Source organism: Amycolatopsis australiensis, from assembly GCF_900119165.1.
Taxonomy (GTDB): Bacteria; Actinomycetota; Actinomycetes; order Mycobacteriales; family Pseudonocardiaceae; genus Amycolatopsis; species Amycolatopsis australiensis.
Window position 1 is genome coordinate 2,516,658 of the sequence record NZ_FPJG01000006.1, and the last position, 25,511, is coordinate 2,542,168.

A 25,511-nucleotide genomic window follows, 5' to 3' on the forward strand; every position below is an offset into this window, starting at 1 on the left:
CGACAAGTGTCACGATGCCGATCCGGTCCGGCCTCGATCGCTTGCCGTTACGATCGGCGACACCGTCGGAGGAATGGAATGCCCTTCGAGGTGTGTTGTGCTTGAAGGATTGACGCGTCGGCTAGCAGCTAGCAGGAGGATCCGGTGGGATTCGATCCCGACGATCTGTACGAGGTGGACTCGGACGTCCCCGATCTGACGGGGGCGGTGCTGCTGCACCACTTCGAAGGGTTCATGGACGCCGGCTCGGCGGGGCGCCTGCTGGCCGAGCACCTCCTCGGCGGCGAGCACCGGGTGATCGCCCGCTTCGACGTCGACCGGCTCATCGACTACCGCTCGCGCCGCCCGGCGATGACCTACGCGGTGGACCACTGGGAGGACTACGACGCGCCGGAACTGGTCGTGCACCTGCTGCACGACGCCGACGGCACGCCGTTCCTGCTGCTGTCCGGCCCGGAACCGGACCACGACTGGGAGCGGTTCTGCGTCGCGGTCCGCAACCTCGTCGAGCGCTGGGGCGTCCGGCTGACCGCGGGCTTCCACGGCATCCCGATGGGCGCGCCGCACACGCGCCCGCTCGGCGTCACCGCGCACGCCACCCGCAAGGACCTGGTCGGCGACCACCAGCCGCTGCCGAACCGGCTGCAGGTGCCGGGCAGCCTCGCCGCGCTGCTGGAGTACCGGCTCGGCGAATGGGGCCACGACGCCATCGGGTTCGCCGCGCACGTGCCGCACTACCTCGCGCAGTCGACGTACCCGGCGGCGTCGCTGATCGTGCTGGACGCGCTGAGCCGCGCGACCGGGCTGAGCCTGCCCGAAGGCGAACTGCGCGCGGCGGCCGAGCTCGCCGACGCCGAGATCAACCGCCAGGTCGCCGAGTCCGACGAGATCGCCGACGTCGTCCGCGCGCTGGAGCGGCAGTACGACACGTTCATCGAGGCGTCCGAGCGCGGCAGCCTGCTCGCGGAGACGGTGGAGCACATGCCGACCGCGGAAGAGCTCGGCTCGCAGTTCGAGCGGTTCCTGGCCGAGCAGAACGGCGGCGACGGCGCCGAGCGCTGATGGCGCGCTACGACGAGATCGGCGTCGGCTACGCGCTCGGGCGGCGGACCGACCCGCGCTGGCTTGCGCCGGTGCTGGACGCGCTCGCCGGTGCGCGTTCGGTGGTCGACGTCGGTTCGGGCACCGGGTCGTACGAGCCGCCGTCGCGGCGCGTCGTCGCGGTCGAGCCGTCGGCGGAGATGATCCGGCAACGCCCGGCCGGCGCGGCGCCGGTCGTGCGCGCGGTCGCGGAGGCGCTGCCGTTCGGCTCCTCGGCGTTCGACGCGGCGCTCGCGGTGCTGACCGTGCACCACTGGCCCGACTGGCGGCGCGGCCTCACCGAACTGCGCCGGGTTTCCCGCCGCCAGGTCGTCCTGGCCTACGACACGCGGCTGCACAACGACTTCTGGCTGGTGCGCGAGTACGTGCCGGAGGTCGCCGCGCTCGAACGCTCGCGGCCGTCGGCGCACGACATCGCCGAGTTCCTCGGCGCGTCCTCGGTGGCCGAGCTGCCGGTGCCGTGGGACTTCACCGACGGCGTCTTCCCGGCGTACTGGCGGCGTCCGGCGGCCTACCTCGACCCGGCGGTGCGGCGGTCGTGCTCGGCGCTGGCGCAGACGCCACCCGACGCGGTCGCGCGGGGCATGGCCCGGCTGCGCGCGGACCTGGCGTCCGGGCGGTGGCAGGAAAACCACGCCGACCTGCTGACCCTGCCCGAGTGGGACGCGGGCTTCCGGCTCATCGTGTCGTGAGCGGGTCCGGCCACGCGGCCAGCTTGCCCACGGCTTCGGCGGTCCGCCGGAAGCCTTCTTCACCCAGTACCGCGCGCAGCTGCGCGTTGAACTCCTCGACTTCCGGTGCGACGCGGGCCAGCGCCTCCTCGCCCGCCGCCGTCAGCTCCAGGACCACCGCGCGGTGCTCGCGCGGGTGGGCGCTGCGGCCCACCAGACCCGCGTCCACCAGGCGCGTCACCATCGCCGTCACCGCCGATTCGCGCTGACCCAGCCGGGCCGCCAGTTCCCGCTGCGTCAGGCCGCCTTCGCGGACCGCGAACAGCGCTCCGAGCTGGGCCGACGTGATGCCGGCCGCGGCCAGGCAGCGGCGGTCGGCCGCCACGCGCAGGCGGTGGGCGGCCTGCTGGAGCAGGAAGAACAGGCGCTGGTCGGGTTCGGGCACGGCCCGATCTTGACAGGCCGCCGCCCGGAGCGCCATTCTCACTTCACTAGTGAAGTGAGGGATCATGCTGGATTTCGATGCCGCGAGCGCCGGATTGGCGAGCCAGCCGTTCAGCCGCCTGCTCGGCGCGCGCCTGACCGCGTTCGGCGACGGCGCGGCCACGCTGGAGCTGGACATCCGCGACGAGCTGAAGCAGCAGAACGGTTTCCTGCACGGTGGTGTCCTCGCCTACGCCGCCGACAACGCGCTGACCTTCGCCGCCGGCACCGTCCTCGGGCCCCCACTGCTGACCGCCGGGTTCACGATCGACTACCTCCGCCCGGCGGTCGGCGTCACGCTGCGGGCCGACGCCGTCGTCGTGCAGGCCGGGCGGTCGCGAGCCACCTGCCGCTGTGAGGTGTACACAGTGGACGGTGACGGCGGGTCGACGCTGTGCGCGGCGGCGCAGGGGAACGCCCGGGTGAAGCTCACGGCTCCGTAGGCGGCCCGACGATCTCGCGCAGCTCCAGCGTGCCGGCCTCGGCCCACGGATGCCGGGACGCCACCTCGACCGCCGTCGGACGATCCGGGCAGTCGAGGACGACGTACCCGCCGATCTGCTCCTTCGTCTCGGCGAACGGGCCGTCGGTCAGCAGCACCGCGCCGTCGCGCACCCGGACCGTCTTAGCTTCGGCGGGTGGCCGCAGGCCCGTGCCGGCCTGCCGGACGCCGCGCCGCTCGGCTTCGGCGGCCCAGTCGTGGCAGCGCCGCGCCATTTCGGGACCCGCGAGCGAGGCCGCGTTCTCGTCACCGCACAGCAGGAGCAGGTAGCGCACGGCGCCAGCATGCCACGCGGGGTTCAGCCGTGGCAGCCTTCCGCGTTGAGCGGCCCGAACGACGGCAGGATCAGCCCGCACAGGTAGCCGTCGATGAACCGGCCGCTGCCGGCGATGTTGGTGCCGAGCCGGACCAGCGGCGCAAACGCCTTGACGCCCGCGGCGAGCGCGTCCTGGTTGCGCTGCAGCATCGACGTCAGCCGGTCGAGCTGGGTGAGCAGCGGATCCACCTGCGCGGCGTTGTCGCTGACCAGGCCGGACACCTCGGTGGCCAGCTGCCGCGAGCCGTCGAGCAGGGTGCTGATCGCTTGTTCCCGGTCGCTGACTTCGGCGAGTAGCTGGTTGCCGTCCTGGAGAAGCCGCCGTACGGCGGTGTCGCGGTCGACGAGCGTCTGCGAGACAACCCGCGTGTTGCCGAGCAGAGTGGCGAGCTGGTGGTCGCGCGTGGCGAGTGTGTCCGACAGCCGCGACAGGCCGGTGAGCGCGGCGCGGACACTCCGCGGAGTGTTCGCCAGCGTCGCCGACAACGTGTCGAAGCTCTTCGCCAGCCGCGCGGTGTCAATCTTGTCCACAGTGGACGACAGCGTGCCGAACGCCGCGAGGATGTCGTACGGCACGCTGGTGCGCGAGCGCGGGATGGGCGTGCCGGGATCGAGGGTTCCTTCGCCCCGCGGATCGAGCGCGAGGTACTTCTGACCGAGCACGGTCTTCAGGCGGATCGCCGCGCCCGTCGCGTCCCCCAGCCACGCGCCCTTGACCCGGAAGGAAACGAGCACGTGGTCGCCGCGCAACGCGACGTCCGAGACGCGGCCCACCGCAACCCCGGCGACGCGGACGTCGTTGCCTTCGGACAGGCCGGCCGCTTCGCTGAATTCGGCCGCGTACGTCGTGCCGTCGCCGATCAGCGGAAGGGAACGCGCGTTGATGGCCGTCAGCACGCCGAGCGTCAGCACGGCCAGCCCGGCGAGCGCCGTCCTGACCGGAGTGTCGGCGGCCCGGCGTATTGACATGACGTAAAGAGTGACCCACGCCACGCCGGGCCGCCAGCCGAGTCCCCCGAAGAGCGGAAGATCGGGCGCGTCACGCCGGAGTCGGCGTCGGGTACTCACGATATTCCAGCGCGTTCGCCGCCCGGTCGGTCATCCAGGTGAACACCTTGCCGAACAACGGCTTGCTCAGCATCCGGTAGGCGCGGTTGCGGCTGCGGAGCTTCGCGGCGGTGGGCGGGGCGAGGAAGTTGCCGGAGCCCTTGCCGTTCTTCTGCCCGACCGTGGCCGGCTTGCGCAGCCGCTGCTCGTACTTCGCGAACGCCGTCACGTGGTCGCCGCCCGCGGCCGCCAGCTCACCGGCCAGCACCTGGGCGCCCATCATCGCCAGCCCCGTGCCGGAGCCGCCGGGCCCGGCGCACCAGGCGGCGTCGCCGAGCAGCACCACCCGGCCCGCCGACCAGCGGCCGAGGTGGATCTGGCTGATCGAATCGACGTACAGGTCGCTCGCCGCCGGCAGGGCCTCGAGCAGCTGCGGCACCTCCCAGCCGGTGTTCGCGAAGAGCCGCGCGAGCAACGCGCGCTGCTCGTCGGGAGTGCTGCGGTTCAGGTCGGCGCCGTCGGCGGCGAAGACCAGGCTCACGTGCAGCCGGTCCGGCAGCCGGTGGCTGCCCACGGTCACGCCGCGGCCCGGCTCGTTGTACATCACGCTGGTGTGGTCGAGGCCGAGGTGGTTGGGCGCGGTGAAGCCCGCGATGCCGAAGCCGAGATCCCGCCGGAACCGCTCCTCGGGGCCGAACGCGGCCGCCCGCACCCCGGAGTGCACGCCGTCCGCGCCCACCACCAGGCCGAACGTGCGGGGCGCGCCGTGGCGGAAGGTGACTTCGACGCCGTCGCCGGTCTCGGTGAGGCTCGTGACGCGGTCGCCGAAGACGTACTCGGTGTGGTCCTTGGTGTGGTCGTAGAGGATCCGGGCGAGGTCGCCGCGGAGGATCTCGACCTCCCCGCTCCAGGCGGCGCCGGGCACGGTCAGCAGCGGCCGCGCGCCGGGGCCGAGCAGAGTCTGGTCGCCCATCGCCGTCTCGTGGCGGCGGACGTCGTCGAGCAGGCCCATCGCCCGCAGCAGCTTCACCTGCTCGCCGCGGAAGTCGACCGCCTGGCCGCCGGGCCGCAGCGCGGGCGCGGTTTCGACGACGGTCACGCGGTAGCCGTGGCGGTGCAGCCACCAGGCGGCGGCCGGGCCGGCGATGCCGGCCCCGGAGACGAGCACGGTCCTGTCGGTCATCGGAGGTTCCTCTCGGATCGGTGGACGACCCGAGCGTGTCCGGCGGCGCTGACGGTCCGCGCACGATCCGCTGACCGTTCGGCCGGTGCCGGCCCACCTCGGTCGCTAACATGGCGCGGTGGACCGCTCCGCCGCAGGCCGGATCCCACGGGACGGCGAGGAAGCCGTCGTCGAGACGCGCATCCTCAACGCCGCCGCGCACCTCATCGCCGAAGAGGGGTTCGGCAGGCTGAAGCTCGGCGCCGTCTGCGCCCGGTCCGGGTATGCGCGGTCGGTGGTCTACCAGCACTTCGGCGACAAGGACGGGCTCGGGCAGCGGCTCGTCGAGCACGCCGTCGCCGAGTTCACCGACGCCTACAGCGAGGCCGTCGCGGCCCGGACCGGCGCGGCGACCGCGACCCCGATGGACATGCTGCGCGCGCTGCTGGACATCATCTTCGAGCTGATCCGCACGATGCCGACGCTCAACCAGGCGTTCCTCGCCCTCTGGGGCGACGGCGCGGCGGAGTACTCGGCGTTGCGCGGCGCGCTGACCGAGGCCGACCGCCGGTTCCGGTTCGCCATCGCCCAGACCGTCGCCAGCGGCGTCGCGGACGGGTCGATCACCGGCGTCCGCGACGCGGATTCCTACGCTTCGGCCCTGCTCGCGCAGCTGCGGGGGATCTCGATGCAGGCGCTCATCGACCCCGACGGCGTCGACCTCCGTGGCGTCCGTGCCGAGCTGGAGCGCGGCATCGACCGGCTGTCGGCGGGCTTCCGCGGCGGCCGTTAGAGCGCGAAGGCGATTCCCCGCAGCACGACCACGCCGACGAAGACGAGCGTGAAGGCGAGGTCGAGTGAGATCCCGCCGAGCCGGACCGGCCGCACGACGCGCCGCACCGGGCCGATGACCGGTTCGGTGGCCGCGTGGGCGAGGCTGCGGGCGCGCCGCGCCCACGGCGGGGTGGCGGCCACCATCCCGACCCAGTCCAGCACCATCCGCGCGATCAGCACCAGCAGGTACAGGCTCAGCGCGAAGCCGAGCAACGTCCCCAAGGCACCCATGGTTCCTCCGTTCTCCCTGCCCGGAGAACGCGGGGGAGCCAGGCGGAGTGCCGGTTCTGTCCGATTCACAGGGTTTCAACAGGTTCGGCGCGGTGCGGGTACTGCCGGAAGGCCCGCCGGTAGTCACGCGGGGCGACGCCGCGGCGGGCGGCGAACTGCTCGCGGAACACCGTCGCGCTGGTGTAGCCGACGCGGCGCGCGACCTCCTCGATCGGCAGGCCCGTCGTCTCCAGCAGCTGCTCGGCGCGGTCCAGCCGCTGGGTCAGCAGCCACGCGTGCGGGCTGGCGCCGGTGGCGGCCTTGAACGCGCGGGCGAACGTGCGGCGGCTCATCAGGGCCCGTGCCGCCAGGTCGGCCACGGGCACGCGGTGGTGCAGGTTGTCGCGGGCCCAGGCGATGACGTCGGCGAGCCGCCGGTCGTCGCCGTCGCCGGGCACCGGCGCGCTGATGTACTGCGTCTGGCCGCCGTCCCGGTGCGGCGGCGTCACGAGGCCGCGCGCGACGCGGTTGGCGAGCGCGGCGCCGTGCTCGCGCCGCAGCAGGTGCAGGCACAGGTCGAACCCGGCGGCCGCGCCCGCGCCGGTGGCCACGCTCCCGTGGTCGACGTACAGCGCGTCCGGCCGCACCCGCACCGCCGGGTACCGGGCCGCCAGCTCGTCGGCGAACTGCCAGTGCGTCGTCGCCTCGAGGCCGTCCAGCACGCCGGTGGCGGCGAGCAGGAACACCCCGGTGCAGTGCGCGGCCACGACGGCCCCCGCCGCGTGGGCGGCCCGCAGCGCGTCCAGGACCACGGCGGACGGCTCGGCGCGGAAGCCGTCACCGGGCAGGACCAGCACCAGGTCCGCGCCGGCGAGCGCGTCGGCACCGTGCCCGACCCGCAGGGGCAGGCCGAGCTCGGTGCGCAGCTCGCCCGGCCGTTCGGCGCAGATCACCGTCTCGAACGGCTCGTCGCGGAACACCCCGCTCACGATGCCCAGCGCCAGGGCGGTCACGCCGTCCGGCGCGTACGCGGCGATCCGCTGGAAGCCCACGCCCGCCATCATGGCACGAAACCCGCGATGGTCGGCACTTCGGCCACTGTCGCGCGGCCGGCCGCCCGGCCAGGCTCGTCCCGGACGTCGGGCACGCGGAAAGGGCGGCACGCCATGGAGCACATCGGCAACAAGGTCATCCTGGTCACCGGGGCCACGGGACGGCAGGGCGGCGCGGTCGCGGCGCGCCTGCTCGTCGACGGGTGGCGGGTGCGCGCCCTCACCCGGTCCCCGGACTCGCCGCGCGCCCGGGAACTCGCCGCGGAGGGCGCGCGGCTCGTGCCGGACCGCCCCGGCGACCGCGCGGCGCTGGAGACGGCGATGGCCGGCGTCCACGGCGTGTTCAGCGTCCAGGCGGGCATCCTGGGCGCCGAGCCGGTGCCGTACGACGCCGAGATCGCGCGGGGACGTCTCATCGCCGACGTCGCCCTGAGCGCGGGCGTGGCCCACCTGGTGTTCTCGTCGGTGGCGGGCGCGCCGCGGAGCGCGGGGGTGCGCGCGTTCGAGCCGAAGCTGCGGATCGAAGAGCACCTCCGCCGCATCGGCGCGCCGGCGACGATCCTGCGGCCGGTGTCGTTCATGGAGAACTACGCCGATCCCGCGTTCGGGCTCGGCACCGGCGCACTGGCGACGCCGCTGGCCGCCGGCGTTCCGGAACAGCTCATCGCGCTGGCCGACATCGGCGCGTTCGCCGCGCTGGCGTTCGGCGATCCGGAACGTCACCTCGGCCAGGCCGTCGACATCGCCGGCGACGAGGCCGCCCCGCCGGAGATCGCGCGGGCGCTGAGCGACGCGCTCGGCCGCGACGTTCCGTATGTGCCGATCCCGGTGGAAGCCGTCCGGGCGCAGAACCCGGCGTTCGCCGAGGCGGTGGAGTTCCTCAACCGCAGCGGCGGCTACGGCGCGGACGTCGCCCGCACGCGGGAACTTCACCCGGACGTGTCGACCTTCGAGCGCTGGCTGGCCACCGGCGGCGCCGCGCGGATCGCGGCCCTGCCGGGCGCGCGTTCCGCCGGTTAGCCGGTCCCGGGGCCGGCGCGGGCAGGCTTTCCCGGCGGGGACCGGCCAGGGTGGCGGCCGTGGCGCAGCTGAAGCGCGAGGCCGGCGGGGAGATCGTCGTCCACGCCAGCGGCCACCGCGTCTTCGGCAAGACCGCCGTCCGTCTCGTCGGCACGCGAACCGTCGGCAAGAGCCTGGTCTCCGTGCGCTACGAGATCGTCCACGGCCGCTGAGTCAGTCCTTGCCGAAGGCCTCCTGCCGGATCAGCCGGAGCATGCTCGGGGTGTCCTGGGTGGTCGTCACGCTGACGACCTTCCCGGCGAGCGTGGGATCACCGGCGATCCGCAGGAGGCTCGCGGCGAGGTCGGCCCGCGCGGTGAACCGGTGGTCCGAGTGGCCTTCGACGAGCTCGTAATCGGTGACGCCGGGCAGGTCGAACAGCCCGGACGGCCGCACGATCGTCCAGTCCACATCGGACTCCCGGACCAGCGCTTCCATCCGGCGCATGTCGTCGTACACCGTCTTGCCGAGCACCCGGGTGACGAACGGCTGCAGCACGCGGTTGAACAGCACGCCGGCGCCGGGGTAGGCGACCGGCTCGACCGCGCTCGAGGTGACCACGGCCAGCCGGCGCACGCCGCGGCGGGTCATGGCCTGGTCGACCGCGCCGGCGTCGTGGACGTCGGCTTCGGCCACCGTCAGGCGGTCGTGCCGCAGGGGGAAGTCACGGGGACGACGGGTGACCGCGGTGACCGGGTGGCCCGCTTCGACGGCCTGGCTGGTGAGCAGACGCCCGGTGGGGCCGTTCGCTCCGAAGACGGCTACGCGCATCGGCGATTCCTCGGGTTCTCGGGATGTGCTGCCCACCCTAGGAACGCGGGCGTCGCCGCCGTGCGCCGATTTCGCCCGGGAGGAGCTGCGGGAGTACGGAAGGAGTACGGATTCCGGCCCGCGGCGCCGAAGTGGCCGTTTTCTCCGGATACCTGGCGTTCTGGCCACTGGTGGGCCCGCCCGATTCGGCGAAGAGTGAGCCGCGGCAAGCACCACAAGGGAAAGGACGGCCATGTCGGTCGCAGTCGTGGTCGGCGCCGGAGGCACCGGCGTCACCACCGCATCGCTCCTCGCCGAGGCGGGGCACGACGTCCGCCTGATCACCCGCCGGGGCAGCGGACCCCGGCACCCCCGGATCGAGCGGATCGCCGCCGACGCGTCCGACGCCGGGCGGCTGAGCGAGCTCAGCGCCGGCGCGCGGACGATCGTCAACTGCGCGGCGCCGCCGTACCACCGCTGGGCCGCGGAATTCCCGCCACTGGCCGCGGCCGTGCTGAAGGCCGCCGAGACGTCCGGCGCGGACTACGTGCTGCTCGACAACCTGTACGCCTACGGGCCGGTCGACCGGCCCATGACCGAAGCCACGCCGTTGGCGCCCACCAGCGCGAAAGGCGCGATCCGGGCGCGGTTGTGGAACGACGCCCTCGCCGCGCACCGTGCGGGCCGCGTCCGCGTCACGACCGTCCGGGCCAGCGACTTCATCGGCAGCGGCGCGGTCTCGGTGTTCACGCTGACGGTCGTGCCGAAGGTGCTCGCCGGGAAGCCTGCCATGGTGCCCGCCGCGCTGGACCTGCCGCACAGCTGGACCGGCACCCGGGACGCCGCCCGTGCGCTGGTCGCCGTCAGCCGGGACGACCGCGCGTGGGGCCGCGTCTGGCACGCGCCGACGAACCGGGCCGTGTCGGTGCGGGAACTGGCGAACCGGCTCGCCGCCGTGGCCGGAGCATGGGAGCCGAAGCTGCGCTCGATGCCGATGTGGCTGCTCAAGGCGGCCGGCCTCACCTCGCCGATGATCCGGGAGCTGCCCGAGATGCAGTACCAGTTCCGGCGGCCGTTCCTGATGGACTCCTCGGCCACCGAGCAGACCTTCGACCTCAAGCCCACCCTGCTCGACGACCTCCTGCGGGAGAACGTCACCGGCTGAAAGGAGACGCGGTGGCACCCAGCCGGGCGGGCAGGCTGCTCAAGGCCTACCGGCAGCGGAGCGGCCTCTCCCAGCGGGAGGCCGCCGACGCGGCGGGAATCAGCCTCGGCGGCCTGCGCGACATCGAGCGCGCGCGCAGCTCCGCGCAATGTCCTCAGTGGACGATCCGGGTCTGCTGAGGACGGTGTCCGGCGGTTACGTTCTCGCCGTGCCCGAAGAGCAGCACGACCTCGTGGTGTTCCGCGGACTCGTGAAACAGGCGCGCCGAGCGCGGGACGACGGCCAGGCGGAAGCGGCTCGCGCGCTGTTCGCCCAGGCGGTGGCGCTCTGGCGCGGCGCGGTCGTGGAGGGCTCGGGACGCTGCAGTCGCACCCGTCCGTCGTCGCCGTGGCGATGGAACACACCGCGGCCGTCGTGGAGTACGCGCTCGCCGCGGAAACCGGCCGAGCGGGCGAGGTGGTGCCGGTGTTGCGGCGGCTCGCGGAGGCCGACCCGCTCGACGAGGTCGTCAACGCCCGGCTGATGCTCGCGTTGGCCGCCAGTGGCAGGCAGGCCGCCGCGCTGCGCGTGTTCGACAGCGTGCGCCGGCACCTGCGCGACGAACTGGGCGCCGATCCCGGCCGGGAGCTGGCCACGGCGTACCACCGGATCCTCCGCCAGGAGCTGCCGGGTCCGACGGCACCGACGTCCGGTCCCCGCCTGCTGCCGCCCGACACCGCCGACTTCGGCGGCCGGGAAGCGGAACTGCGGCGGCTCGCCGCGTTCCTGACCGGGACCAGCGCGACCGCCGGGCCGATCGTGACGATCACCGGGATGGGCGGTGCCGGCAAGACCCGGCTCGCCGTCCACTGGGGACACCTCCTGCGGTACGCGGGCCGGTACGCGGACTGCCAGTTGTCCGCCGACCTGCGCGCGCATTCCGGCGACGCCCCGCGGGACGCCGGTTCGGTCCTGGCCGGCTTCCTGCGCGCGCTGGGGGTGCCCGCCCGGCGGATCCCGGCGTCGCTCGAGGAAAAGGCGGCGCTGTACCGGGAAGAACTGCACGGTCGCGCCGCGTTCGTGCTGCTGGACAACGCGGGGAGCGAGGAGCAGGTGCTCCCGCTGCTGCCGGGGAGCGCGTCGGCGCTGGTGGTGATCACCTCCCGCCGCCGGCTGGTGCTGGACGGCGCCCGCGCGCTGGCGCTGGAGCCGTTCACCCACGAGGAAGCCCGTGCGCTGCTCGCCCGGGTGCTCGGGCCGGAGCGGGTCGACCGGGAGCCGGCGGCGATGGACCGGCTCATCGCCTTGTCCTGGCACCTGCCGCTGGCGCTGAGCCTGGTCGCGGCCCGGCTGCAGAGCCGGCCGGGCCGGCGACCTCGTCGCGCGGATCACCGGCGGCGGCGACCGGCTCCACGAGATCTCCGCGGGCGGCGGGCGCCTGCGTGCCCTGCTGGACGTGTCCTACCGCGCGCTGGACGAGCAGGCGCGGCAGCTGTTCCGGCTGCTGGGCCTGCACCCCGGCGACGACTTCACGATCGGCTCGGCCGCCGCGCTCACCCCGCGCCGCGCGCGGGTTCTCGTCGATCGGCTGGTCGACGACAACCTGGTGAGCGAGCTGCCCGGCGACCGGTTCCGGCTGCACGACCTGCTGGCCGAGTACGCGCGCGAGCTGCTGGGCGCCGAGAAGCGGCTCGCGCGGGAAGCGACCACCCGCGTCCTGGACTTCTACGTGCGCACGGCCGCCGCGGGAGCGGACCGGCTGCTGCCCGGAGACGCGGGCGTGCGGCCGGCCGCCGTCCACCACCTCACGTTCGGCAGCCGCGAGGAAGCCCGGTCGTGGTTCGAGGCCGAGCGGGGATGCCTGTTCGCGGCGATGGCCCTGGCCGCCGCGGAAGGCCGGACCGGGCACGCCTGGCGGCCGGCGCGGGCGCTGCGGCCGTACCTGATGCTGCACGGCGGCCACGACGAAGACTGGCTGGAAGCCGGCGAGGCGGTGCTCGCCGCGTCGGCCAAGGCGGGCGACCGGCCCGGCGAAGCGCAGGCGAGCACGGAACTCGCGGTCGTGTACCGGAACCTGGGCCGCTACGACCGGGCCGAGGTGCTGTTCACACGGGCGTGGCGGGCGCACGTGGCCCTCGGCGACCGGGCCGGGCAGATCCACGACCTGGCCGGGCACGCGGTGGCGTGCTTCCGGCTGGGCGACTTCGCGCGGGCGCGCGCGAAGCTGGAGCCGGCCCGGTCGTCGTGCGGGGACGGCGACGACTTCCTCCGTTCGGTGATCGCGCTGAACCTGGGGACGGTCGAGGCCGAGACGGGCCGCCTGGGGGCGGCACTGGCCCAGCACCGGCTCGGCCTGGAACTCGCCCGCCGGATCGGCGACCCCAACGGGGAGAGCCGCGCGCTCGCCGAACTCGGCGACGTCCTGCGGCGCCTCGGCCGGGACACCGAGGCATCGATGCATCTCGAGCGGGCGCTCGCGGTGGCCCAGGACCACCGCCTGACCGCGAAGATCGCCCAAGCACGGCACCGCCGAGGCCGGCTCTTCCGGCGGGTCCGGCAGTGGGACCTCGCCACGAAGGAGCTGGCGGAGGCTCTCCGCGTGGTCCGGACGAGCCACGACCGGACAGAGGTGACGGAGATCCTGGTCGACCTGGGAGCGGCCCGCGGCGCGGCAGCGAGCACGGCCGGGCGTTGGAGACCCTCGGCGAGGCACTGCGGCTGGCCACGGACGGGGCGAGAAGTACCAGCAGGCCCGCGCCCTCGACGAGGTGGCGGAAGTCCACCGCGCGGCGGCCCGTCCCGCCGTCGCCGAGACCCACCGGCGGCAGGCCCGGGCGCTGTTCGCGGCACTCGGGGTGGCCGGGGGTTCGGTCGCGTGAGACAGGTTTGGGAGGACGGCGCGGTGGCAGGCCGGGCACTGGCCGTGTGGCCCGGCGCGGTGGCACGCCTGGGTGCTGTCCGCGTGCGGCCCGCTCTTGCTTCCGGCCGCGACGCCGGATTACAGTCCACGCGTCAACAGATGACATCGACCGCGCGTCGCCGGCGGGCCGCAGCCTGCCACGTCGCCCCCCGTCGAGCCACCTCCCTTGACCGGTGTCGCAGCCGCGCCGCCCGTCTCACGCGTCAAGGGAGATGCGATGTCGATTCACGTGCCCGGCGACCGGGTCCCGGCCGAGACCGCGGACATGGGCGACACGTCGTTCACGACCCAAGCCGTCTTCGGGAACTCCTCCTCGCTGATGCTCGCGACCCGGCCCGCGGGCTACCACTCCCGGCCGCACACGCACGACTGCGAACAGCTCAACTGGCTGCGCGACGGCGAACTGTGGGTCTTCGTCGAGGACCGCGCGTTCCACCTGCGGGCCGGCGACTTCCTCCGCGTCCCGGCCGGCCGGATCCACTGGTCGTGGAACCGCACCGGGCAGCCGTGCACGCTGCTGGAGGTGCACACGCCGGGACTGCAGCACGATCCGCTGATCAAGAGCTTCGCGGTCGGGCTGCACGATCCGGGCGAGGTCCCGGAATTCCTCGGCTCTCCGGTCAACGAGTTCCTCCCGGCGGACTCGGGGTTCGACACCGCGCCGGCCGAAGCGCAGGCGAGCTGACGGCCATGAAAACCGCGTTGACCGGACGGTACCGGTGGGTCGTGCTCGGCGTCCTCTGGCTCACCCTCCTCGTGTCCTACTTCGACCGCGTCGCCCTCGGTTCGGCGCTTCCGTTCCTCAGCAAGGAAATCGGGCTGTCGCCCGCGGTCGCCGGCGTGGTTTCCGGCGCGCTGTTCCTCAGCTACACGATCGTGCAGGTGCCGGCGGGCGCGTGGACGGACCGGTTCGGGCAGCGGCGGGTCATCGCCGCGGCGATCGCGTGGTGGACCGTCTTCAGCGTGCTGACCGGCGTCGTCGCCGGCAGCCTCGCCGCGCTGCTGGTCGTCCGCCTGCTGATGGGCGCGGGGGAAGGGTTCCACGCGCCGCCGCTGTGGCGGGCGCTGTCGAACTGGTTCGAGCCGGGACGGCGTTCCCTGCCGCTGGCCCTGATGCTCACCGCGCTCACCCTGGGACCCGCGCTGGCGCCGTCGATCGCGTTCCCCCTGATCGCGACGTGGGGCTGGCGGTCGGTCTTCTACGCGACACTCGTCCCGGGCGTGCTGTGCGTCGTGCTGGTCCTCGCCGTGATGCGGGACGCGCCCGGGCGGCGGAACCTGGTGACGCGACCGGCGCCGGAAGCCGCGCGACGGCCACGGCGGTGGTGGGTTCCGCACATCTGGCTCACCTTCGGCGCGTTCTTCTGCTTCGGTTTCGTCCTGTACGGCCTGATGAACTGGCTGCCGACCTACCTGCTCACCTACCGCGGGCTGACCCTGCTGCGCGCCGGGGTCTTCTCGACGGTGCCGTTCCTCGCCGGGACGGTGGGCATGCTGCTGGGCGCGTACGTCTGCCAGCGGTGGTTCAACCGGTCGCGACGCGGGTTCGTCGCGGTCACCTACCTGCTCACCGCGGTCACCGTCGCGGCGACCGCGGCCGCGCCGGACGCGACCACGTCCGCGGTGTTCCTGACCGCGTCGGGTTTCTTCCTCTACGCGGGGCTGGGGCCGTTCTGGTCGGTGCCGATGGACGTGGTGCGCCCGGGCGAAGTGGGGACGTGGCTGGGGTTCATCAACATGGGCACCCAGCTCGCCGGCCTGCTGGGGCCGGTGGCGATCGGCTGGATCATCCAGGCCGGCGGCTCGTTCACGCTCGTGTTCGCCGTGATGGTGGCGGCCATGGTCGTGGGAGCGGCGTGTCTCGCGCTCGCCCGCCCGAAGCGCGTGGCGGAGGACAGCCCGGCCGAGCTCGCGCGGACACGGTCATGACCGTCCACATCGAGCACCCGGGGCCCGTCGGGTGGGACAATCCCGCGATGACAGCGGCAGGCAGTCTCATCGTCGTCGGGTACGCGAAGGTGGCCGCGGCTTCGGCCGCGCACAGCGCGCACGAGCTGTTTTCCGTGTGCCTGCGCGTGGACCGGCGGACGCACACCGTGCTCGAGGCGGAGGCGACCGCGGCGACGGCCGTGGTCCGGCAGTGGGTGGCCGAGCTGCTGCTCGGCGCCGACCTCTCCGCCGATCCGGCGCCGATCCTGGCGGTCGTCGAGCAGAACTACCTCGGCACCGGCGCCGGTGCCATCCGCCAGGCGATCTCCGACGCCTGGCGGCGCTACGCGCGGCACCGGGAGGGGCGATGACCTTCGAGATCCACCGGCTGAACTTCGGTTCGGTGTTCATCGACGAGTCGATGCGGCTGCGCGGCATCCCGCCCGGGCACCGGATCGCCGTGCCGGCACAGGGTTTCCTGCTGTTCGGCGCCGGCGGGCCGGTGCTCGTCGACGCCGGCTACCGCGATCCGTCCGTCCTGGGCGCGGGCGGCGAGATCGGTCGCGGGCAAGGGTTCGAGGAGCAGCTGGCCGCCCACGGGCTCGAACCCGGCGACCTGACCTGCGTGATCATGACCCACCTGCACCGCGACCACGCCGGGCACCTGCACCGCGTGCCGATGTCCGTGCCGGTCGTGGTGAACCGGAGCGAGCTCGGCGGTGCCTGCACGGGAATCCAGGGCCGGGCCTACGCCAAGGACGACCTGCTGCACCTGATCGAGCGGCTCTACACGCCGGGGGCGCTGCGGTTCCTCGACCTGGAGCCGGGCGGGCCGGGCGAGACGCTGTTCCCCGGGATCACGTGCCGCCTTTCGGGCGGGCACACGCCGGGCTCGATCGGCATCGTCGTCGACACCGCGGAGGGCGAGGCCTATCTGTGCGGTGATCTCTTCTACGACGTCGAAGGCGCGTTGCGGAACCAGCCGCGGGACGGCTTCGTGGCCGGTGTGCAGCCGACGTTCCTCGTGCCCGACGATCCGGCGCTGAGCAACAACTTCACTACGTCGGTGGTGCAGGAGATGCGCGCGGCGAAGGCGGCTCGCCGCTACCGCTTCATCCTGGCCGCGCACGACGATCCCGGTGTCCTCGAAGGCGGCCGGTACGTCGGGCGGATTCTCGGTGACGTCGTCCCGGGCCCGGTGACTCCGGCGGGCCCGGACCCACGTGGTTCGGAAAGGTGAGGGTGCAGTGAGAGCGTTGTGCATCGCGGAGCCGTCGGCCGACGCGGCGACCACGTCGGTCGCCGAGGTGGAGCGGCCGCGGCCCGGGCCCGGGCAGGTGACGATCGCGGTCGGCCACGCCGGGATCAACTTCATCGACGTCATGGCCCGCCGCGGCGACCCGGGGTACGCGTCCGCGTGGCCGTACGTGCCGGGGCTCGAGGTGGCGGGAACCGTCGAAGAGACCGGCAGCGGCGTGGACCACGTCCGGCCGGGGCAGCGGGTCGCCGCGTTCACGCCGGGTGGCGGGCTGGCGGAGGTGGCGGTCGCGGACGCCGGCGTCACGGTGGCGGTGCCCGACGGCGTGTCGTTCGCGCAGGCCGCGGCGGCCCCGCTGGTCGTGGCCACGGCGGTGCTGCTGCTGACCGACCGGGCGAGGCTGCGTCCCGGCGAGTCGGTGCTGCTGCACTCGGCCAGCGGCGGCATCGGATCGGTGCTCAGCCAGGTGGCGGCGGCGCTGGGCAGCGGAACCCGCGTGGGCACGGTCGGCAGGCCGGACAAGATCGCAGCCGGCCGGGCGGCGGGCTGGGACGAGGTGTTCGCCCGCGACGACGACCTCGTGGCGGCGATCCGCGGGGTAGCGCCGGACGGAGTGGACGTCATCCTCGACCCGACGGGAACCGGGCTGCTGGAGGTGGATCTGGACGTCGCCGCCCCGGGGGCGAGGATCGTGCTGTTCGGCAACGCGGCGGGCGGGGTGCCCGCACCGTTGCCCCCGGCGGGACGGCTCATCGGCGGCAACGTGGGCGTGATCGGCTTCAGCATGAGCAGGCTGACGGCGACCGCGCCGGGAGTGGCGGCCTCGGCGCTGGAGCACGGGCTGGACATGATCGCCGCGGGCGAGATCCGGCCACCGATCACGGTGGTGGAGTCCCTGGCGGCGGTCGGGGAAGTGCATGACTTGCTGGCTCAGGGCCGCGGGAGCGGCAAGTACGTGGTGCGGGTGGCCGGATGAGGCGCCTGATCGCGGGCGGCGGTCGCCCGGCGCCGCGTGAGGGGCACGTGCGAGTGGTGGGTCCGATGGTGGGCGGCCACGACCCAGCGTCGCACAGGCGGCACGTGCGGGTGGCCGGATGATCGGCCCGGTCACCCTCGTCCGGGCGTGCCTGCGCGACGGCTCGGGTGGCAGCCCCACCGCCGTCCTCGCCGACGCGTCGCTCACTGACGCCGAGCGTCGCCAGGTGCCCGGTCTGGCCGGCGCGTCCCACGCCGTCTTCGTGTCCGGGGACAGCCGACCCGCCCTTCGCTTCTTCACCAGCGAAGGCGAGCTGCCCGCGTGCGGCCACGGGACCGTCGCCGCGCTGGCCGTCCTCGCCCAGCGTGCCGGGAAATCCGGTTATCAAACCACTCTCCACGCGGGCGGGCGCGTCTTCGACGGCTGGGCCACCGCGGACGCACGGCGGATCACCGCCGCGTTCGACCCCGGGCCGGTGCAGTTGCGCGCACCCGCCGCCGGGGAGTGCGACCACGTCCTGTCCGCACTGGGCCTGGAAAAGGACTCCGGCGTGCGAGTGGCTTCGGTCGGACGGCCACGGCTGCTCGTTCCCGTCGCGGACACCGCCCGGCTCGCCGCGCTCACCCCGGACTTCGCCGCCCTGCGTGCCGCCTGCGACGATCTCGGGCTGCTCGGCTGTTACGTCCACTCGCCGCCCGATCCGGGCGGACGGCTCGCCGCCCGGATGTTCGCGCCCTCGATCGGGGTGCCCGAGGACATCGCCAACGCCAACAGCACCGCCTGCCTCGCCGCCCACCTGGCCGGCCAGGGCATTCCCGCCATCACGGTCGACATGGGCGACGCCGTCGGCAGCCCCGCGACGATCACCGCCACCACGCGGCCCGGCCCGGCGGGAACGGTGACGGTGCGGGTGGGCGGAGACGCGGCTTTCCCGTACCCCTCCCGTAGCCGCCCTGGCTCACCGTGATCGACCTGCTGTTTCGCCGGTCGTCCCGCGGCGCTCGCACACCACGCGCAGCCGGCCTCGGGCGGCAGACTTTCCCGTGACGCCGACAGGAAAGGGGATAGGGCATGATTCCGCTCACCTGGTTCCCGTGACCGCACCGGCCGGCTCCCGCTGCCGGGGGCCGGCCTAGCCGTCGCGGCGGGACGGTTCCGGGTTGCGGGTGAAGGACGCGCGGTAGCCCGTCGGCGTCAGGCCCGTCTTCCTCGCCAGGTGCTGACGGAGGGAATCCACCGTCCCGATGCCGCTGCGGCGGGCGACTTCCCCGAGCGGGAGATCGGTGGACTCGAGCAGCTCGCGGGCGCGGTCGACGCGTTGCTGGAGCAGCCACTGCAACGGGCTGAGCGCGGTCTCGGCCTGGAACCGGCGGGTCAGGGTCCGGACGCTCGTGTTGGCGTGCCGGGCGAGGTCCGCCAGCGTCAGCGGTTCGGCCAGGCGTTCCAGCGCCCACGCGCGGGTTTCGGCGAGCGACGTCCCGCGTTCCGGCGGCGCGGGCGCGTCGATGAACTGCGCTTGCCCGCCCGGCCGGACGGGGGCCACCACGGCGAGCCGCGCGACCGCGTTGGCGACCGCGGCACCGTAGTCCGAGCGCACGAGGTGCAGGCAGAGGTCGATGCCGGCGGCCAGGCCGGCCGAAGTGATGATGCCGCCGTCTTCGACGAAGAGCACGTCGGGCCGGATCGTGCCGGCCGGGCAGCGTTCGGCGAGTTCGCCGGCGTAGCGCCAATGCGTCGTTGCGGTGCGGCCGTTGAGCAGCCCGGCCTGCGCGAGCACGAACGCGCCGGTGCAGATGGACGCGATCCGCGCGCCCCGGCCTGCCGCCCGCCGGATCGCCGCCAGCACCCGGGGATCGGCGTCCTCGCGGGCGCCGGTCCCGGTGACGATGACGGTCCGCGCGTTCGCCACGGCCGACAATCCGTGCCGTACCACGACATCCAGGTCACCGGTGGCCTCGACGACGCCCGGCACGGCGGTGCAGGTGACCACCTCGTAGCCGGCGGTCCCGGCCACGGTGACCCCGCCGAGCACCAGGTCCGGAATGGACAGTTCGAAGGTGCCGACGGGCGGGACGGCGACGACCGCGACCCGGTGCGGCACGACGGGCTTGCGGGACGGGCGCGGCATGGCCAGATCCTCCGGAAGCTGATGATCCAGCCAGCAGCCTAGCAGCGTTGTCCCCCTTGCGAGCTACCCGCAGGTGTCCACTGCGTGGTGACGATTCCGCGGCTCGTGGCCCCTAGCGTTTGGGTCACCGCGGCGCCGACGCCGCGGGGGCCGATCGGCCGGTGGGACGACGAACCGTGGAGTACTGATGTTTCGCAATGCCAAGGCAACCGCTGTCGCCGCTCTGTTCTGCGCGGTCGCCGTGCCGGTGCTGGCCGCCTGTGACGAGGCCGAGGAGCCGGCCCCGATCTCCGGTACCACGAAGATCACCGTCGAGGGCCGGTCGGTGAACGTGTCCTGCTCGGGCGAGCCCGACGAGGACCGGCCGGTCGTCGTCCTGCTGGCCGGCCTCGGCGATGGTCTGGACAAGCTGGCCGGGTTCCAGAAGACGCTCAGCGAAAAGGGCCGGGTCTGTTCCTACGACCGGCTCGGCGAAGGCGCGAGTGACCGGCCGGACGGCCCGCAGACCTTCGACAGCAGCGGGAAGATCCTCACCGGCGTGCTGGACCGCGTGGCCGGGCACCGCCCGGTGGTGCTGGCCGGGCACTCCCTCGGCGGCCTGATCGCCGCCCGGTACGCGCCGGCTCACCGGGACCGGGTCGCGGGCCTGGTGCTGATGGACGCCACGCCGTCGACCATCGTCGCCGACACGAACGCGGCGATCCCGGCGTCGGCCACCGGGCAGGCGGCCGAGCTGCGCGCGCAGAGCGTGGCCGTCTACAGCGGCCAGAACCCGGAGAACCTGACCGTCCAGGACGGTGAGGTCGGGTCCGCCGGCGACGTTCCGGTCGAGGTGATCCAGCACGGGCAGCCGTACCTCGCGGCCGTTCCGCAGTACGGCGAGGCGCTGGAGAAGGCGTGGGCCGAAGGTCAGCACAAGTGGCTGCGGCTGTCCAGCCGCAGCAAGCCGGTCACCGCGCCCAACAGCGGGCACTACATCTACGTCGACCAGCCCGACGTCGCCGTGGAGGCCGTCCGGCGCGTCACCGCCGAAGCGGAATGACGGCGTTCCGCTACGAGCCCGGAGCCGGCTCGTGGGAATCCCAGCCGCGGGCGAGCAGGTCGAAGAGGGTCTCGACCGCGGCCCGGCGGTCCGGACGGCCGTGGGCGAGGGCCGGGATCTCGAGGACGAACCGGGCGAGCGCCACGCAGGCGAGATCGTCGGCGCCGGCGCCGATCTCCGCCGCGATGGCCGCGCCGAGGCTGCCGGCGTGGCGGGTCCACATGCGTTCGGCGTACGCGCGCAGTGCCGGCGTGGCGTCCACCAGCTCGGTGAACTCGGCCGCCTGGGGGTGCTCCGCGATCGGCAGCCAGCTGGCGAGGACGTGCCGGCGGAGGGCGTCGAGGACGCTCTCGCCGGGCGCGCGTTCCCGCACGGCGGCGACCAGCCGGGCCTCCCGGTCCGCGTCCTGGTCGAACACCAGCGCTTCCTTGCCGCTGAAGTGCTTGAAGACCGTCGTGGTCGACACGTCGGCCGCGTCGGCGATGTCGCGGATGCTCACCTGGTCGTAGCCGCGGGCCAGGAACAGCTGCAGCGCGGCGTCGGCGATCGCCTGGCGGGTGGCCGCCTTCTTGCGTTCGCGACGGCCGGGAGGAGACACGGTCATGGCCTGACTCTAACCGACAGTGGCATCAGTCGTAAAGTTGACTCGTTGCACATTTGTATTGAGTCTGCTTAAGTGGGTTTCCGTACGAAAGGAGACAGCCATGACCTCACCCCGGCAAGCCCGCATCCACGTCATCGGCGCCGGACCCGGTGGCCTGACCTGCGCCCGCATCCTCCAGCGGCACGGCCTCACGGTCACCGTCCACGACCGCGAGCCCGGTCCCGACGCGCGCAACCAGGGCGGCACCCTCGACCTGCACGCCGACAACGGCCAGCTCGCGTTGCGCGAAGCCGGCCTGCTCGACGAGTTCTTCGCCCTGTCCCGCCCCGAGGGACAGGAGATGCGGCAGCTCAACGCGTCCGGGCAGCTCACGTTCCACTACGTCCCCGAGGCCGGCGAGCTGTTCAAGCCGGAGATCGACCGCGGTCAGCTGCGTGACCTGCTGCTCGGCTCCCTGCGCCCGGGAACCGTGCGGTGGGGCCACGCGCTCGACCGGATCAGCGGACCGCCGGAGGGCCCGCGGCAGCTGCACTTCGCCGACGGCACGACCGTCGAGGCCGACCTGGTCATCGGCGCCGACGGCGCGTTCTCCCGGGTCCGCCCGGCGGTGTCGACCGCCGTTCCCGGGCACACCGGCGTGAGCTTCCTGGAAGCGTGGTTCTCCGACGTCGAGAACCGGCACCCCGAGCTGGCCGAGCTGGTCGGCCCGGGCAGCGCCGGCGCGGCCGACGGCTCGCGCGGCCTGTTCGCCCAGCGCAACAGCGGCGACCACATCCGCGTCTACCTCATCCGGCGCGTCCCGGCCGGCTGGATCGGCGAGCGCGGGCTGACGATCGAGGACACCGAAGGCATCCGCGCCGTCCTGCTCCAGGAGTACGCGCACTGGGCGCCGAACCTACGCCGGCTGATCACCGACAACGACGGACCGTACGTCGATCGCCCGATCTTCGCCCTTCCGGTGCCGCACACCTGGACGTCCGACCCGACGGTGACCCTGCTCGGCGACGCCGCGCACCTGATGCCACCGCTCGGCGTCGGCGTCAACCTCGCCATGCTCGACGCGAGCGACCTGGCACTGGCGCTCGCGAACGCGTCCACTGTGGACGCCGGGATCCGCGCCTACGAGCAGACCATGCTGCCCCGCTCGACGGAGATGGCCAAGGCCCTCGAAGGCGGCGCCGAGGGCCTGCTGTCCGACGAGCTCCCGGACTTCGGGAACGAACCCGGTTTCCAGCCCGGCGCCGCTCGATCGGCCTGATCGGCGACTCGCCGGTCATTCCCGCTTCGAACCGGCCGGCGACCGCGCGAGCCACGCCAGGGCTTCCCCGACAGTGCGGTGCACCGGCAGGCGGTCCCCGAGCCCGAGCGCGGTGATCGGGCGCAGCAGGGCCCGGCGCCGGCCGGCGACGGCGAGCGGCACCCCCACCGCGGTGGCGTCGGCGACGGCGTCGAGCAGGATCGTCACGACGCGGGCGGCGCAGAACTCCACCGCCGACGTGTCGCAGACCAGCACCGGTGGCCGCCGGTCGAGTTCGTCCGCCAGCAGCGCGGCGAACCGGTCGGTGACGGTGAGGTCGAGTTCGCCCGCCACGGTGACCACGCTGGCGCCGGCTGTCCTGGCCACCGCGAAGGACGCCGCCGGGCGGCGGCGCGGATCTCGCGGGCGGGGCAGGGACATCGACGACATGGGCGCCAACGTACCCAAACGTCGTTCCGGCGCCACGATTCTCCGCTCAGGAACAGCCGATCGGGTGGTTTCCACGAGGGCGTTTTTTCAAGCGCCCGAACGAAAAAACGCGTCGCCGACCGCCCAGGAGCCGCCCGGCGGCTGCCGGGTTCGCGCGCCTTCAGTCCCAGGCGACCGGGAGGCGGTCGATCCCGTAGCTCGGGTGCGCGTGCCGGAACGGCAGCTCGCCGGTGGGAACGGCGAGCCGGAGCCGGGGCAGGCGCCGCAGCAGGGCGGTCAGGGCGATGCGCAGCTCCAGCCGCGCCAGGTGGTGGCCGAGGCACAGGTGTTCGCCGTGCCCGAAGGCGAGGTGGTGGTTGGGGCTGCGGCCCAGGTCGACCGCGTCCGGATCGGGGAAGTGGTCCGGGTCGCGGTTGGCGATGTCGGCAGCGGCGAGGACACCGTCGCCGGCGCGGATGGTCACGTCGCCGTGCCGCACGTCGGCCGTCGCGACGCGGCGGCGGCCGGTGTGGGTGATCGTCAGCAGCCGCAGCAGCTCGTCCACCGCGGTCGCCGGTGGGCCGTCCGGGTGCCGGAACGGCTCGGCGTGCCCGGGGTTGTCCGGCAGGAACGCGGTGGAGAGCGCGATCTGGTCGGCGGTGGTCTCGTGGCCGGTGATCAGCAGCAGGATGGCCGTGGCCACCGCGTCGGACCGCGAGAGCGCGCCCGTTTCGACCTGCTCGGCGTTCAGCCGGCCGAGCAGGTCGCCGGTGCGCCGGATATCGCGCCGGTGCAGCAGGGTGCCGAGGTAGCGGGCGAGCTCGGCGGTGGCGGCCCGGTCGACCTCGCCGCCGGCGGAGTCGTCCAGCATCGCGCGGGCGCGGTCTTCGAAGAACGCGTGGTCTTCGTAGGGCACGCCGAGCAGTGCGCTGATGACGATGGACGGCAGCGGCAGCGCGTACCGCCGGACCAGGTCGGCGGGCTGGGGCCCGGCAGCCAGCTCGTCCAGCAGCTCGGCGGCGGTGCGTTCGATCGCCGGTCGCAGGGCCTCGACGCGGCGCACGGTGAACTCGCTGATCAGCATCCGGCGCAGGCGCGTGTGCTCGGGGGCGTCCATGGTGATGAACGAACCGCGCCCGGTCCGCCGGGCCCGGCTCGCCGGGCCGCGCGCGGGGTAGCCGGGCCGGGTGGCGTCGACGCTGAACCGGCGGTCGGCGAGCACCGCGCGGACGTCGGCGTACCGGGTCAGCAGCCACGGCGTGCTGCCGTCCCAGATCCGGACCCGGCTGACCCGGGGCGTCGCGCTGCAACTCGGCCAGCCGGGGCGGCGGCGTGTAGGGACACGCCCGGGGCGGCGGGAACGCGCTGGCGCCGGTCATGAGTCCTCGTTGGCCACGGCGGGGTGGTCGGAGAGGCGATCGAGCAGGGGAGCGGCCAGGCGCAGCACGCCGCGCTCGGTTTCGCCGAGCGTCTCGAGCGCGCCGGCCAGCCACTCGTCGCGCTCGCGCATGTCAGCTTCCAGCGCGGCGGTCCCGCGCGCGGTGAGGTCCAGGACGACGCTGCGGCCGTCGTGCTCGTTGGGGGCCCGGCTGATCAGGCCGTCGGCCTCCAGTTCGGCGAACACCTTGGTCAGCGCCTGCGGCCGCTGCGCGTCGGCGGCCGCGATCTCGCCGGGACTGCTCGCCCCGTGCCGGGACAGGTAGCCGAGCACGCCGACTTTGGCGGGACTCAGCGCCCCGGCCGAGCGGCTGCCCCGCAACCGCCGCGCGAGCCGGAGCGTGCTCCGGCGCACCGCCTTCACCGTCTCGTCGTCCATAATTAGTACTGTATTGATTACTAACCTTCGAGTATAAGGCGGGATATGTCCAGATATCATAAGTATTTACTTACTAACTGACGAAGCTGGCCGGTACCGGCCGATGACCGCGTTGCCCCCTACCTGCACCGCCGGCCGGCCGCCAGTGTGGGTCCCGGAACCGGAAACCGTGACCGAAGGGGACTTCCATGCACCGACGACTCCTGTGCGCTGCCGCCGCGATCGGCGCCGCCCTCACCCTCGTGGCCGCACCCGCGGACGCCGCCACGGCCGCGGTGCCGGGCGGCGCCACCGTCCGGACGCGGGCGGCCGATCCCATCTCCGACGACGAAGTGCGCGCGATCCTGGCCCGGATGGACGCCACCGGGACGCTCAGCGCCGAAGACCGCGCCGCCCTCGCCACCCGGCCGGAGGTCGCCGACCAGGTCTTCGTGCCCTCGGACGCCGAGGTCGTCGACGAGACCGCTCCGGCACCCGCACCGGTGCCGGGGAAGACCAGCTGCACCTACGCCGACCGCTACATCAGCTATCCGAGCACCACGCACCTGAACCACGTGAAGTGGGCGGTCCGCGTCGACTGGTGCTACAACGGCAAGACGGTCAGCAACATCCGCCACTACGACTACCTGAAGGACAACGGCGGCGGGCTGGCCGACTACCAGGGGCTGCTGCAGAACCAGCTGACCTTCCCCGGCTCGGTGCACTACGAGGCGACCCTGGTCAAGCAGGCCAAGATCGCGCTCTGCGTCGTGAAGTACGGCTGCTACCACACCTACTACCCGCTCGAGCGGTTCACGCTCGGCAACAACGGCAGCTACCGCCTCCAGCAGCAGAAGTAGCC

At 73.6% G+C, this 25,511-nt stretch carries 29 protein-coding genes and 3 pseudogenes; 20 read left to right on the top strand and 12 right to left on the bottom strand.

Translation table 11 applies throughout. From position 1 onward, the window contains the following. Positions 1 to 144: 144 nt before the first annotated feature. Together BT341_RS13360 and BT341_RS13365 are read left to right on the top strand one after the other, a co-directional pair. Entirely contained in the window at positions 145 to 1,062 is a 918-nt protein-coding gene (locus tag BT341_RS13360; protein ID WP_072476605.1) for a proteasome assembly chaperone family protein, read from the top strand. Beyond that, entirely contained in the window at positions 1,062 to 1,793 is a 732-nt protein-coding gene (locus tag BT341_RS13365) for a class I SAM-dependent methyltransferase (protein WP_072476606.1), read from the top strand. Before BT341_RS13360 ends, BT341_RS13365 begins: the two co-directional genes overlap by 1 nt. On the opposite strand, the gene BT341_RS47275 is transcribed toward BT341_RS13365, so the two are convergent. Then, the gene (locus BT341_RS47275) at positions 1,780 to 2,217 is read right to left on the bottom strand and encodes a MarR family winged helix-turn-helix transcriptional regulator (protein WP_072481931.1); all 438 of its coding nucleotides are present in this window, start codon (positions 2,215 to 2,217) and stop codon (positions 1,780 to 1,782) included. The two genes, BT341_RS13365 and BT341_RS47275, sit on opposite strands and share 14 nt — an antisense overlap. Before the next feature lie 64 nt (positions 2,218 to 2,281). Here BT341_RS47275 and BT341_RS13375 point away from each other — a divergent pair, with 64 nt between their 5' ends. Beyond that, entirely contained in the window at positions 2,282 to 2,698 is a 417-nt protein-coding gene (locus BT341_RS13375) for a PaaI family thioesterase (RefSeq protein ID WP_072476607.1), read from the top strand. On the opposite strand, the gene BT341_RS13380 is transcribed toward BT341_RS13375, so the two are convergent. From BT341_RS13380 to BT341_RS13390, 3 genes are all read right to left on the bottom strand, one after another. After that, complete coding sequence (locus BT341_RS13380) at positions 2,685 to 3,032, bottom strand: YciI family protein (protein ID WP_072476608.1); 348 nt, start codon at positions 3,030 to 3,032, stop codon at positions 2,685 to 2,687. The two genes, BT341_RS13375 and BT341_RS13380, sit on opposite strands and share 14 nt — an antisense overlap. Before the next feature lie 23 nt (positions 3,033 to 3,055). Then, positions 3,056 to 4,042, bottom strand: a complete 987-nt coding sequence (locus tag BT341_RS13385) for an MCE family protein (protein ID WP_072476609.1) — start codon at positions 4,040 to 4,042, stop codon at positions 3,056 to 3,058. Between the two features lie 70 nt (positions 4,043 to 4,112). Beyond that, entirely contained in the window at positions 4,113 to 5,303 is a 1,191-nt protein-coding gene (locus BT341_RS13390) for an FAD-dependent monooxygenase (protein ID WP_072476610.1), read from the bottom strand. Positions 5,304 to 5,421: 118 nt separating this feature from the next. Between BT341_RS13390 and BT341_RS13395 the strand changes: the two genes are divergently transcribed. Beyond that, complete coding sequence (locus tag BT341_RS13395; RefSeq protein WP_072476611.1) at positions 5,422 to 6,075, top strand: TetR/AcrR family transcriptional regulator; 654 nt, start codon at positions 5,422 to 5,424, stop codon at positions 6,073 to 6,075. On the opposite strand, the gene BT341_RS13400 is transcribed toward BT341_RS13395, so the two are convergent. Beyond that, a complete protein-coding gene (locus BT341_RS13400) occupies positions 6,072 to 6,347 on the bottom strand; it encodes a YggT family protein (protein ID WP_072476612.1) in 276 nt (91 codons plus the stop codon). The genes BT341_RS13395 and BT341_RS13400 overlap by 4 nt on opposite strands. A 65-nt stretch (positions 6,348 to 6,412) precedes the next feature. After that, positions 6,413 to 7,378, bottom strand: a complete 966-nt coding sequence (locus BT341_RS13405; protein WP_218177730.1) for a GlxA family transcriptional regulator — start codon at positions 7,376 to 7,378, stop codon at positions 6,413 to 6,415. A gap of 114 nt (positions 7,379 to 7,492) precedes the next feature. Here BT341_RS13405 and BT341_RS13410 point away from each other — a divergent pair, with 114 nt between their 5' ends. Together BT341_RS13410 and BT341_RS45265 are read left to right on the top strand one after the other, a co-directional pair. Next, entirely contained in the window at positions 7,493 to 8,398 is a 906-nt protein-coding gene (locus BT341_RS13410; protein WP_072476614.1) for an NmrA/HSCARG family protein, read from the top strand. A 59-nt stretch (positions 8,399 to 8,457) separates the two neighbouring features. Further along, the gene (locus BT341_RS45265; protein WP_177328796.1) at positions 8,458 to 8,610 is read left to right on the top strand and encodes a hypothetical protein; all 153 of its coding nucleotides are present in this window, start codon (positions 8,458 to 8,460) and stop codon (positions 8,608 to 8,610) included. A 1-nt stretch (position 8,611) separates the two neighbouring features. On the opposite strand, the gene BT341_RS13415 is transcribed toward BT341_RS45265, so the two are convergent. Further along, on the bottom strand, positions 8,612 to 9,208 hold the full coding sequence (locus tag BT341_RS13415) for an NAD(P)-dependent oxidoreductase (RefSeq protein ID WP_072476615.1): 597 nt from the start codon (positions 9,206 to 9,208) through the stop codon (positions 8,612 to 8,614). Between the two features lie 232 nt (positions 9,209 to 9,440). On the opposite strand from BT341_RS13415, the gene BT341_RS13420 reads away from it, so the two are divergent. The 11 genes and pseudogenes from BT341_RS13420 to BT341_RS13460 all read left to right on the top strand — a co-directional run bounded on the left by BT341_RS13420 (position 9,441) and on the right by BT341_RS13460 (position 18,381). Beyond that, positions 9,441 to 10,352: an NAD-dependent epimerase/dehydratase family protein gene (locus BT341_RS13420; protein WP_072476616.1), complete on the top strand. Its 912-nt coding sequence runs from the start codon at positions 9,441 to 9,443 to the stop codon at positions 10,350 to 10,352. 11 nt (positions 10,353 to 10,363) lie between these two features. Beyond that, positions 10,364 to 10,531 (top strand): helix-turn-helix domain-containing protein, encoded by a 168-nt coding sequence (locus tag BT341_RS45270; protein WP_177328797.1) that lies wholly within the window; start codon positions 10,364 to 10,366, stop codon positions 10,529 to 10,531. Then, complete coding sequence (locus tag BT341_RS47855) at positions 10,501 to 10,875, top strand: AfsR/SARP family transcriptional regulator (protein ID WP_084742849.1); 375 nt, start codon at positions 10,501 to 10,503, stop codon at positions 10,873 to 10,875. Before BT341_RS45270 ends, BT341_RS47855 begins: the two co-directional genes overlap by 31 nt. Then, positions 10,818 to 10,946 (top strand): annotated as a pseudogene (locus BT341_RS47860) (BTAD domain-containing putative transcriptional regulator); the annotation flags it as partial. The gene BT341_RS47855 and the pseudogene BT341_RS47860, both read left to right, overlap by 58 nt. Positions 10,947 to 12,276: 1,330 nt before the next feature. Continuing rightward, positions 12,277 to 12,759: pseudogene (locus BT341_RS47865) on the top strand (tetratricopeptide repeat protein); the annotation flags it as partial. A 709-nt stretch (positions 12,760 to 13,468) separates the two neighbouring features. Further along, positions 13,469 to 13,936, top strand: coding sequence for a cupin domain-containing protein (locus BT341_RS46390; protein ID WP_245804955.1), 468 nt, complete (start codon positions 13,469 to 13,471; stop codon positions 13,934 to 13,936). Between the two features lie 5 nt (positions 13,937 to 13,941). Then, positions 13,942 to 15,180, top strand: coding sequence for an MFS transporter (locus BT341_RS46395; RefSeq protein ID WP_245804956.1), 1,239 nt, complete (start codon positions 13,942 to 13,944; stop codon positions 15,178 to 15,180). Next, a complete protein-coding gene (locus tag BT341_RS13445; protein WP_072476619.1) occupies positions 15,177 to 15,551 on the top strand; it encodes a DUF3870 domain-containing protein in 375 nt (124 codons plus the stop codon). The genes BT341_RS46395 and BT341_RS13445 overlap by 4 nt, the downstream gene beginning before the upstream one ends. Further along, entirely contained in the window at positions 15,548 to 16,420 is an 873-nt protein-coding gene (locus BT341_RS13450; RefSeq protein WP_072476620.1) for an MBL fold metallo-hydrolase, read from the top strand. Before BT341_RS13445 ends, BT341_RS13450 begins: the two co-directional genes overlap by 4 nt. Positions 16,421 to 16,427: 7 nt before the next feature. Continuing rightward, complete coding sequence (locus BT341_RS13455; RefSeq protein WP_072476621.1) at positions 16,428 to 17,414, top strand: quinone oxidoreductase family protein; 987 nt, start codon at positions 16,428 to 16,430, stop codon at positions 17,412 to 17,414. Positions 17,415 to 17,532: 118 nt separating this feature from the next. After that, positions 17,533 to 18,381, top strand: a complete 849-nt coding sequence (locus tag BT341_RS13460; RefSeq protein ID WP_072476622.1) for a PhzF family phenazine biosynthesis protein — start codon at positions 17,533 to 17,535, stop codon at positions 18,379 to 18,381. 165 nt (positions 18,382 to 18,546) lie between these two features. On the opposite strand, the gene BT341_RS13465 is transcribed toward BT341_RS13460, so the two are convergent. Next, positions 18,547 to 19,542, bottom strand: coding sequence for a GlxA family transcriptional regulator (locus tag BT341_RS13465; protein WP_072476623.1), 996 nt, complete (start codon positions 19,540 to 19,542; stop codon positions 18,547 to 18,549). 187 nt (positions 19,543 to 19,729) lie between these two features. Between BT341_RS13465 and BT341_RS13470 the strand changes: the two genes are divergently transcribed. Beyond that, a complete protein-coding gene (locus tag BT341_RS13470; protein ID WP_072476624.1) occupies positions 19,730 to 20,584 on the top strand; it encodes an alpha/beta fold hydrolase in 855 nt (284 codons plus the stop codon). 10 nt (positions 20,585 to 20,594) lie between these two features. On the opposite strand, the gene BT341_RS13475 is transcribed toward BT341_RS13470, so the two are convergent. After that, on the bottom strand, positions 20,595 to 21,182 hold the full coding sequence (locus BT341_RS13475) for a TetR/AcrR family transcriptional regulator (RefSeq protein WP_218177834.1): 588 nt from the start codon (positions 21,180 to 21,182) through the stop codon (positions 20,595 to 20,597). A gap of 106 nt (positions 21,183 to 21,288) precedes the next feature. Here BT341_RS13475 and BT341_RS13480 point away from each other — a divergent pair, with 106 nt between their 5' ends. Beyond that, on the top strand, positions 21,289 to 22,446 hold the full coding sequence (locus BT341_RS13480; RefSeq protein WP_072476626.1) for an FAD-dependent oxidoreductase: 1,158 nt from the start codon (positions 21,289 to 21,291) through the stop codon (positions 22,444 to 22,446). Positions 22,447 to 22,461: 15 nt separating this feature from the next. On the opposite strand, the gene BT341_RS13485 is transcribed toward BT341_RS13480, so the two are convergent. The 3 genes and pseudogenes from BT341_RS13485 to BT341_RS13495 form a co-directional block, all read right to left on the bottom strand. After that, positions 22,462 to 22,875 (bottom strand): STAS domain-containing protein, encoded by a 414-nt coding sequence (locus BT341_RS13485; RefSeq protein ID WP_072476627.1) that lies wholly within the window; start codon positions 22,873 to 22,875, stop codon positions 22,462 to 22,464. 160 nt (positions 22,876 to 23,035) lie between these two features. Continuing rightward, positions 23,036 to 24,233, bottom strand: a pseudogene (locus tag BT341_RS13490) (cytochrome P450). Continuing rightward, the gene (locus BT341_RS13495) at positions 24,230 to 24,670 is read right to left on the bottom strand and encodes a MarR family winged helix-turn-helix transcriptional regulator (protein WP_072476628.1); all 441 of its coding nucleotides are present in this window, start codon (positions 24,668 to 24,670) and stop codon (positions 24,230 to 24,232) included. The pseudogene BT341_RS13490 and the gene BT341_RS13495 overlap by 4 nt, the downstream one beginning before the upstream one ends. 188 nt (positions 24,671 to 24,858) lie before the next feature. On the opposite strand from BT341_RS13495, the gene BT341_RS13500 reads away from it, so the two are divergent. Further along, positions 24,859 to 25,509 (top strand): hypothetical protein, encoded by a 651-nt coding sequence (locus BT341_RS13500; protein ID WP_072476629.1) that lies wholly within the window; start codon positions 24,859 to 24,861, stop codon positions 25,507 to 25,509. The last annotated feature ends 2 nt before the right edge of the window (positions 25,510 to 25,511 follow it).

Excerpts from the sequence above, each read along its gene's own strand:
- BT341_RS46395 (WP_245804956.1), top strand. The coding sequence starts at position 13,942 with ATGAAAACCGCGTTGACCGGACGGTACCGGTGGGTCGTGCTCGGCGTC.
- BT341_RS13400 (WP_072476612.1), bottom strand. The coding sequence starts at position 6,347 with ATGGGTGCCTTGGGGACGTTGCTCGGCTTCGCGCTGAGCCTGTACCTG.
- BT341_RS13420 (WP_072476616.1), top strand. The coding sequence starts at position 9,441 with ATGTCGGTCGCAGTCGTGGTCGGCGCCGGAGGCACCGGCGTCACCACC.
- BT341_RS13465 (WP_072476623.1), bottom strand. The coding sequence starts at position 19,542 with ATGCCGCGCCCGTCCCGCAAGCCCGTCGTGCCGCACCGGGTCGCGGTC.
- BT341_RS13485 (WP_072476627.1), bottom strand. The coding sequence starts at position 22,875 with ATGTCGTCGATGTCCCTGCCCCGCCCGCGAGATCCGCGCCGCCGCCCG.
- BT341_RS13450 (WP_072476620.1), top strand. The coding sequence starts at position 15,548 with ATGACCTTCGAGATCCACCGGCTGAACTTCGGTTCGGTGTTCATCGAC.
- BT341_RS13500 (WP_072476629.1), top strand. The coding sequence starts at position 24,859 with ATGCACCGACGACTCCTGTGCGCTGCCGCCGCGATCGGCGCCGCCCTC.
- BT341_RS13415 (WP_072476615.1), bottom strand. The coding sequence starts at position 9,208 with ATGCGCGTAGCCGTCTTCGGAGCGAACGGCCCCACCGGGCGTCTGCTC.
- BT341_RS13385 (WP_072476609.1), bottom strand. The coding sequence starts at position 4,042 with ATGTCAATACGCCGGGCCGCCGACACTCCGGTCAGGACGGCGCTCGCC.
- BT341_RS13480 (WP_072476626.1), top strand. The coding sequence starts at position 21,289 with ATGACCTCACCCCGGCAAGCCCGCATCCACGTCATCGGCGCCGGACCC.
- BT341_RS46390 (WP_245804955.1), top strand. The coding sequence starts at position 13,469 with ATGTCGATTCACGTGCCCGGCGACCGGGTCCCGGCCGAGACCGCGGAC.
- BT341_RS13470 (WP_072476624.1), top strand. The coding sequence starts at position 19,730 with ATGTTTCGCAATGCCAAGGCAACCGCTGTCGCCGCTCTGTTCTGCGCG.
- BT341_RS13495 (WP_072476628.1), bottom strand. The coding sequence starts at position 24,670 with ATGGACGACGAGACGGTGAAGGCGGTGCGCCGGAGCACGCTCCGGCTC.
- BT341_RS13410 (WP_072476614.1), top strand. The coding sequence starts at position 7,493 with ATGGAGCACATCGGCAACAAGGTCATCCTGGTCACCGGGGCCACGGGA.
- BT341_RS13365 (WP_072476606.1), top strand. The coding sequence starts at position 1,062 with ATGGCGCGCTACGACGAGATCGGCGTCGGCTACGCGCTCGGGCGGCGG.
- BT341_RS13390 (WP_072476610.1), bottom strand. The coding sequence starts at position 5,303 with ATGACCGACAGGACCGTGCTCGTCTCCGGGGCCGGCATCGCCGGCCCG.
- BT341_RS13445 (WP_072476619.1), top strand. The coding sequence starts at position 15,177 with ATGACCGTCCACATCGAGCACCCGGGGCCCGTCGGGTGGGACAATCCC.
- BT341_RS13460 (WP_072476622.1), top strand. The coding sequence starts at position 17,533 with ATGATCGGCCCGGTCACCCTCGTCCGGGCGTGCCTGCGCGACGGCTCG.
- BT341_RS13375 (WP_072476607.1), top strand. The coding sequence starts at position 2,282 with ATGCTGGATTTCGATGCCGCGAGCGCCGGATTGGCGAGCCAGCCGTTC.
- BT341_RS47855 (WP_084742849.1), top strand. The coding sequence starts at position 10,501 with ATGTCCTCAGTGGACGATCCGGGTCTGCTGAGGACGGTGTCCGGCGGT.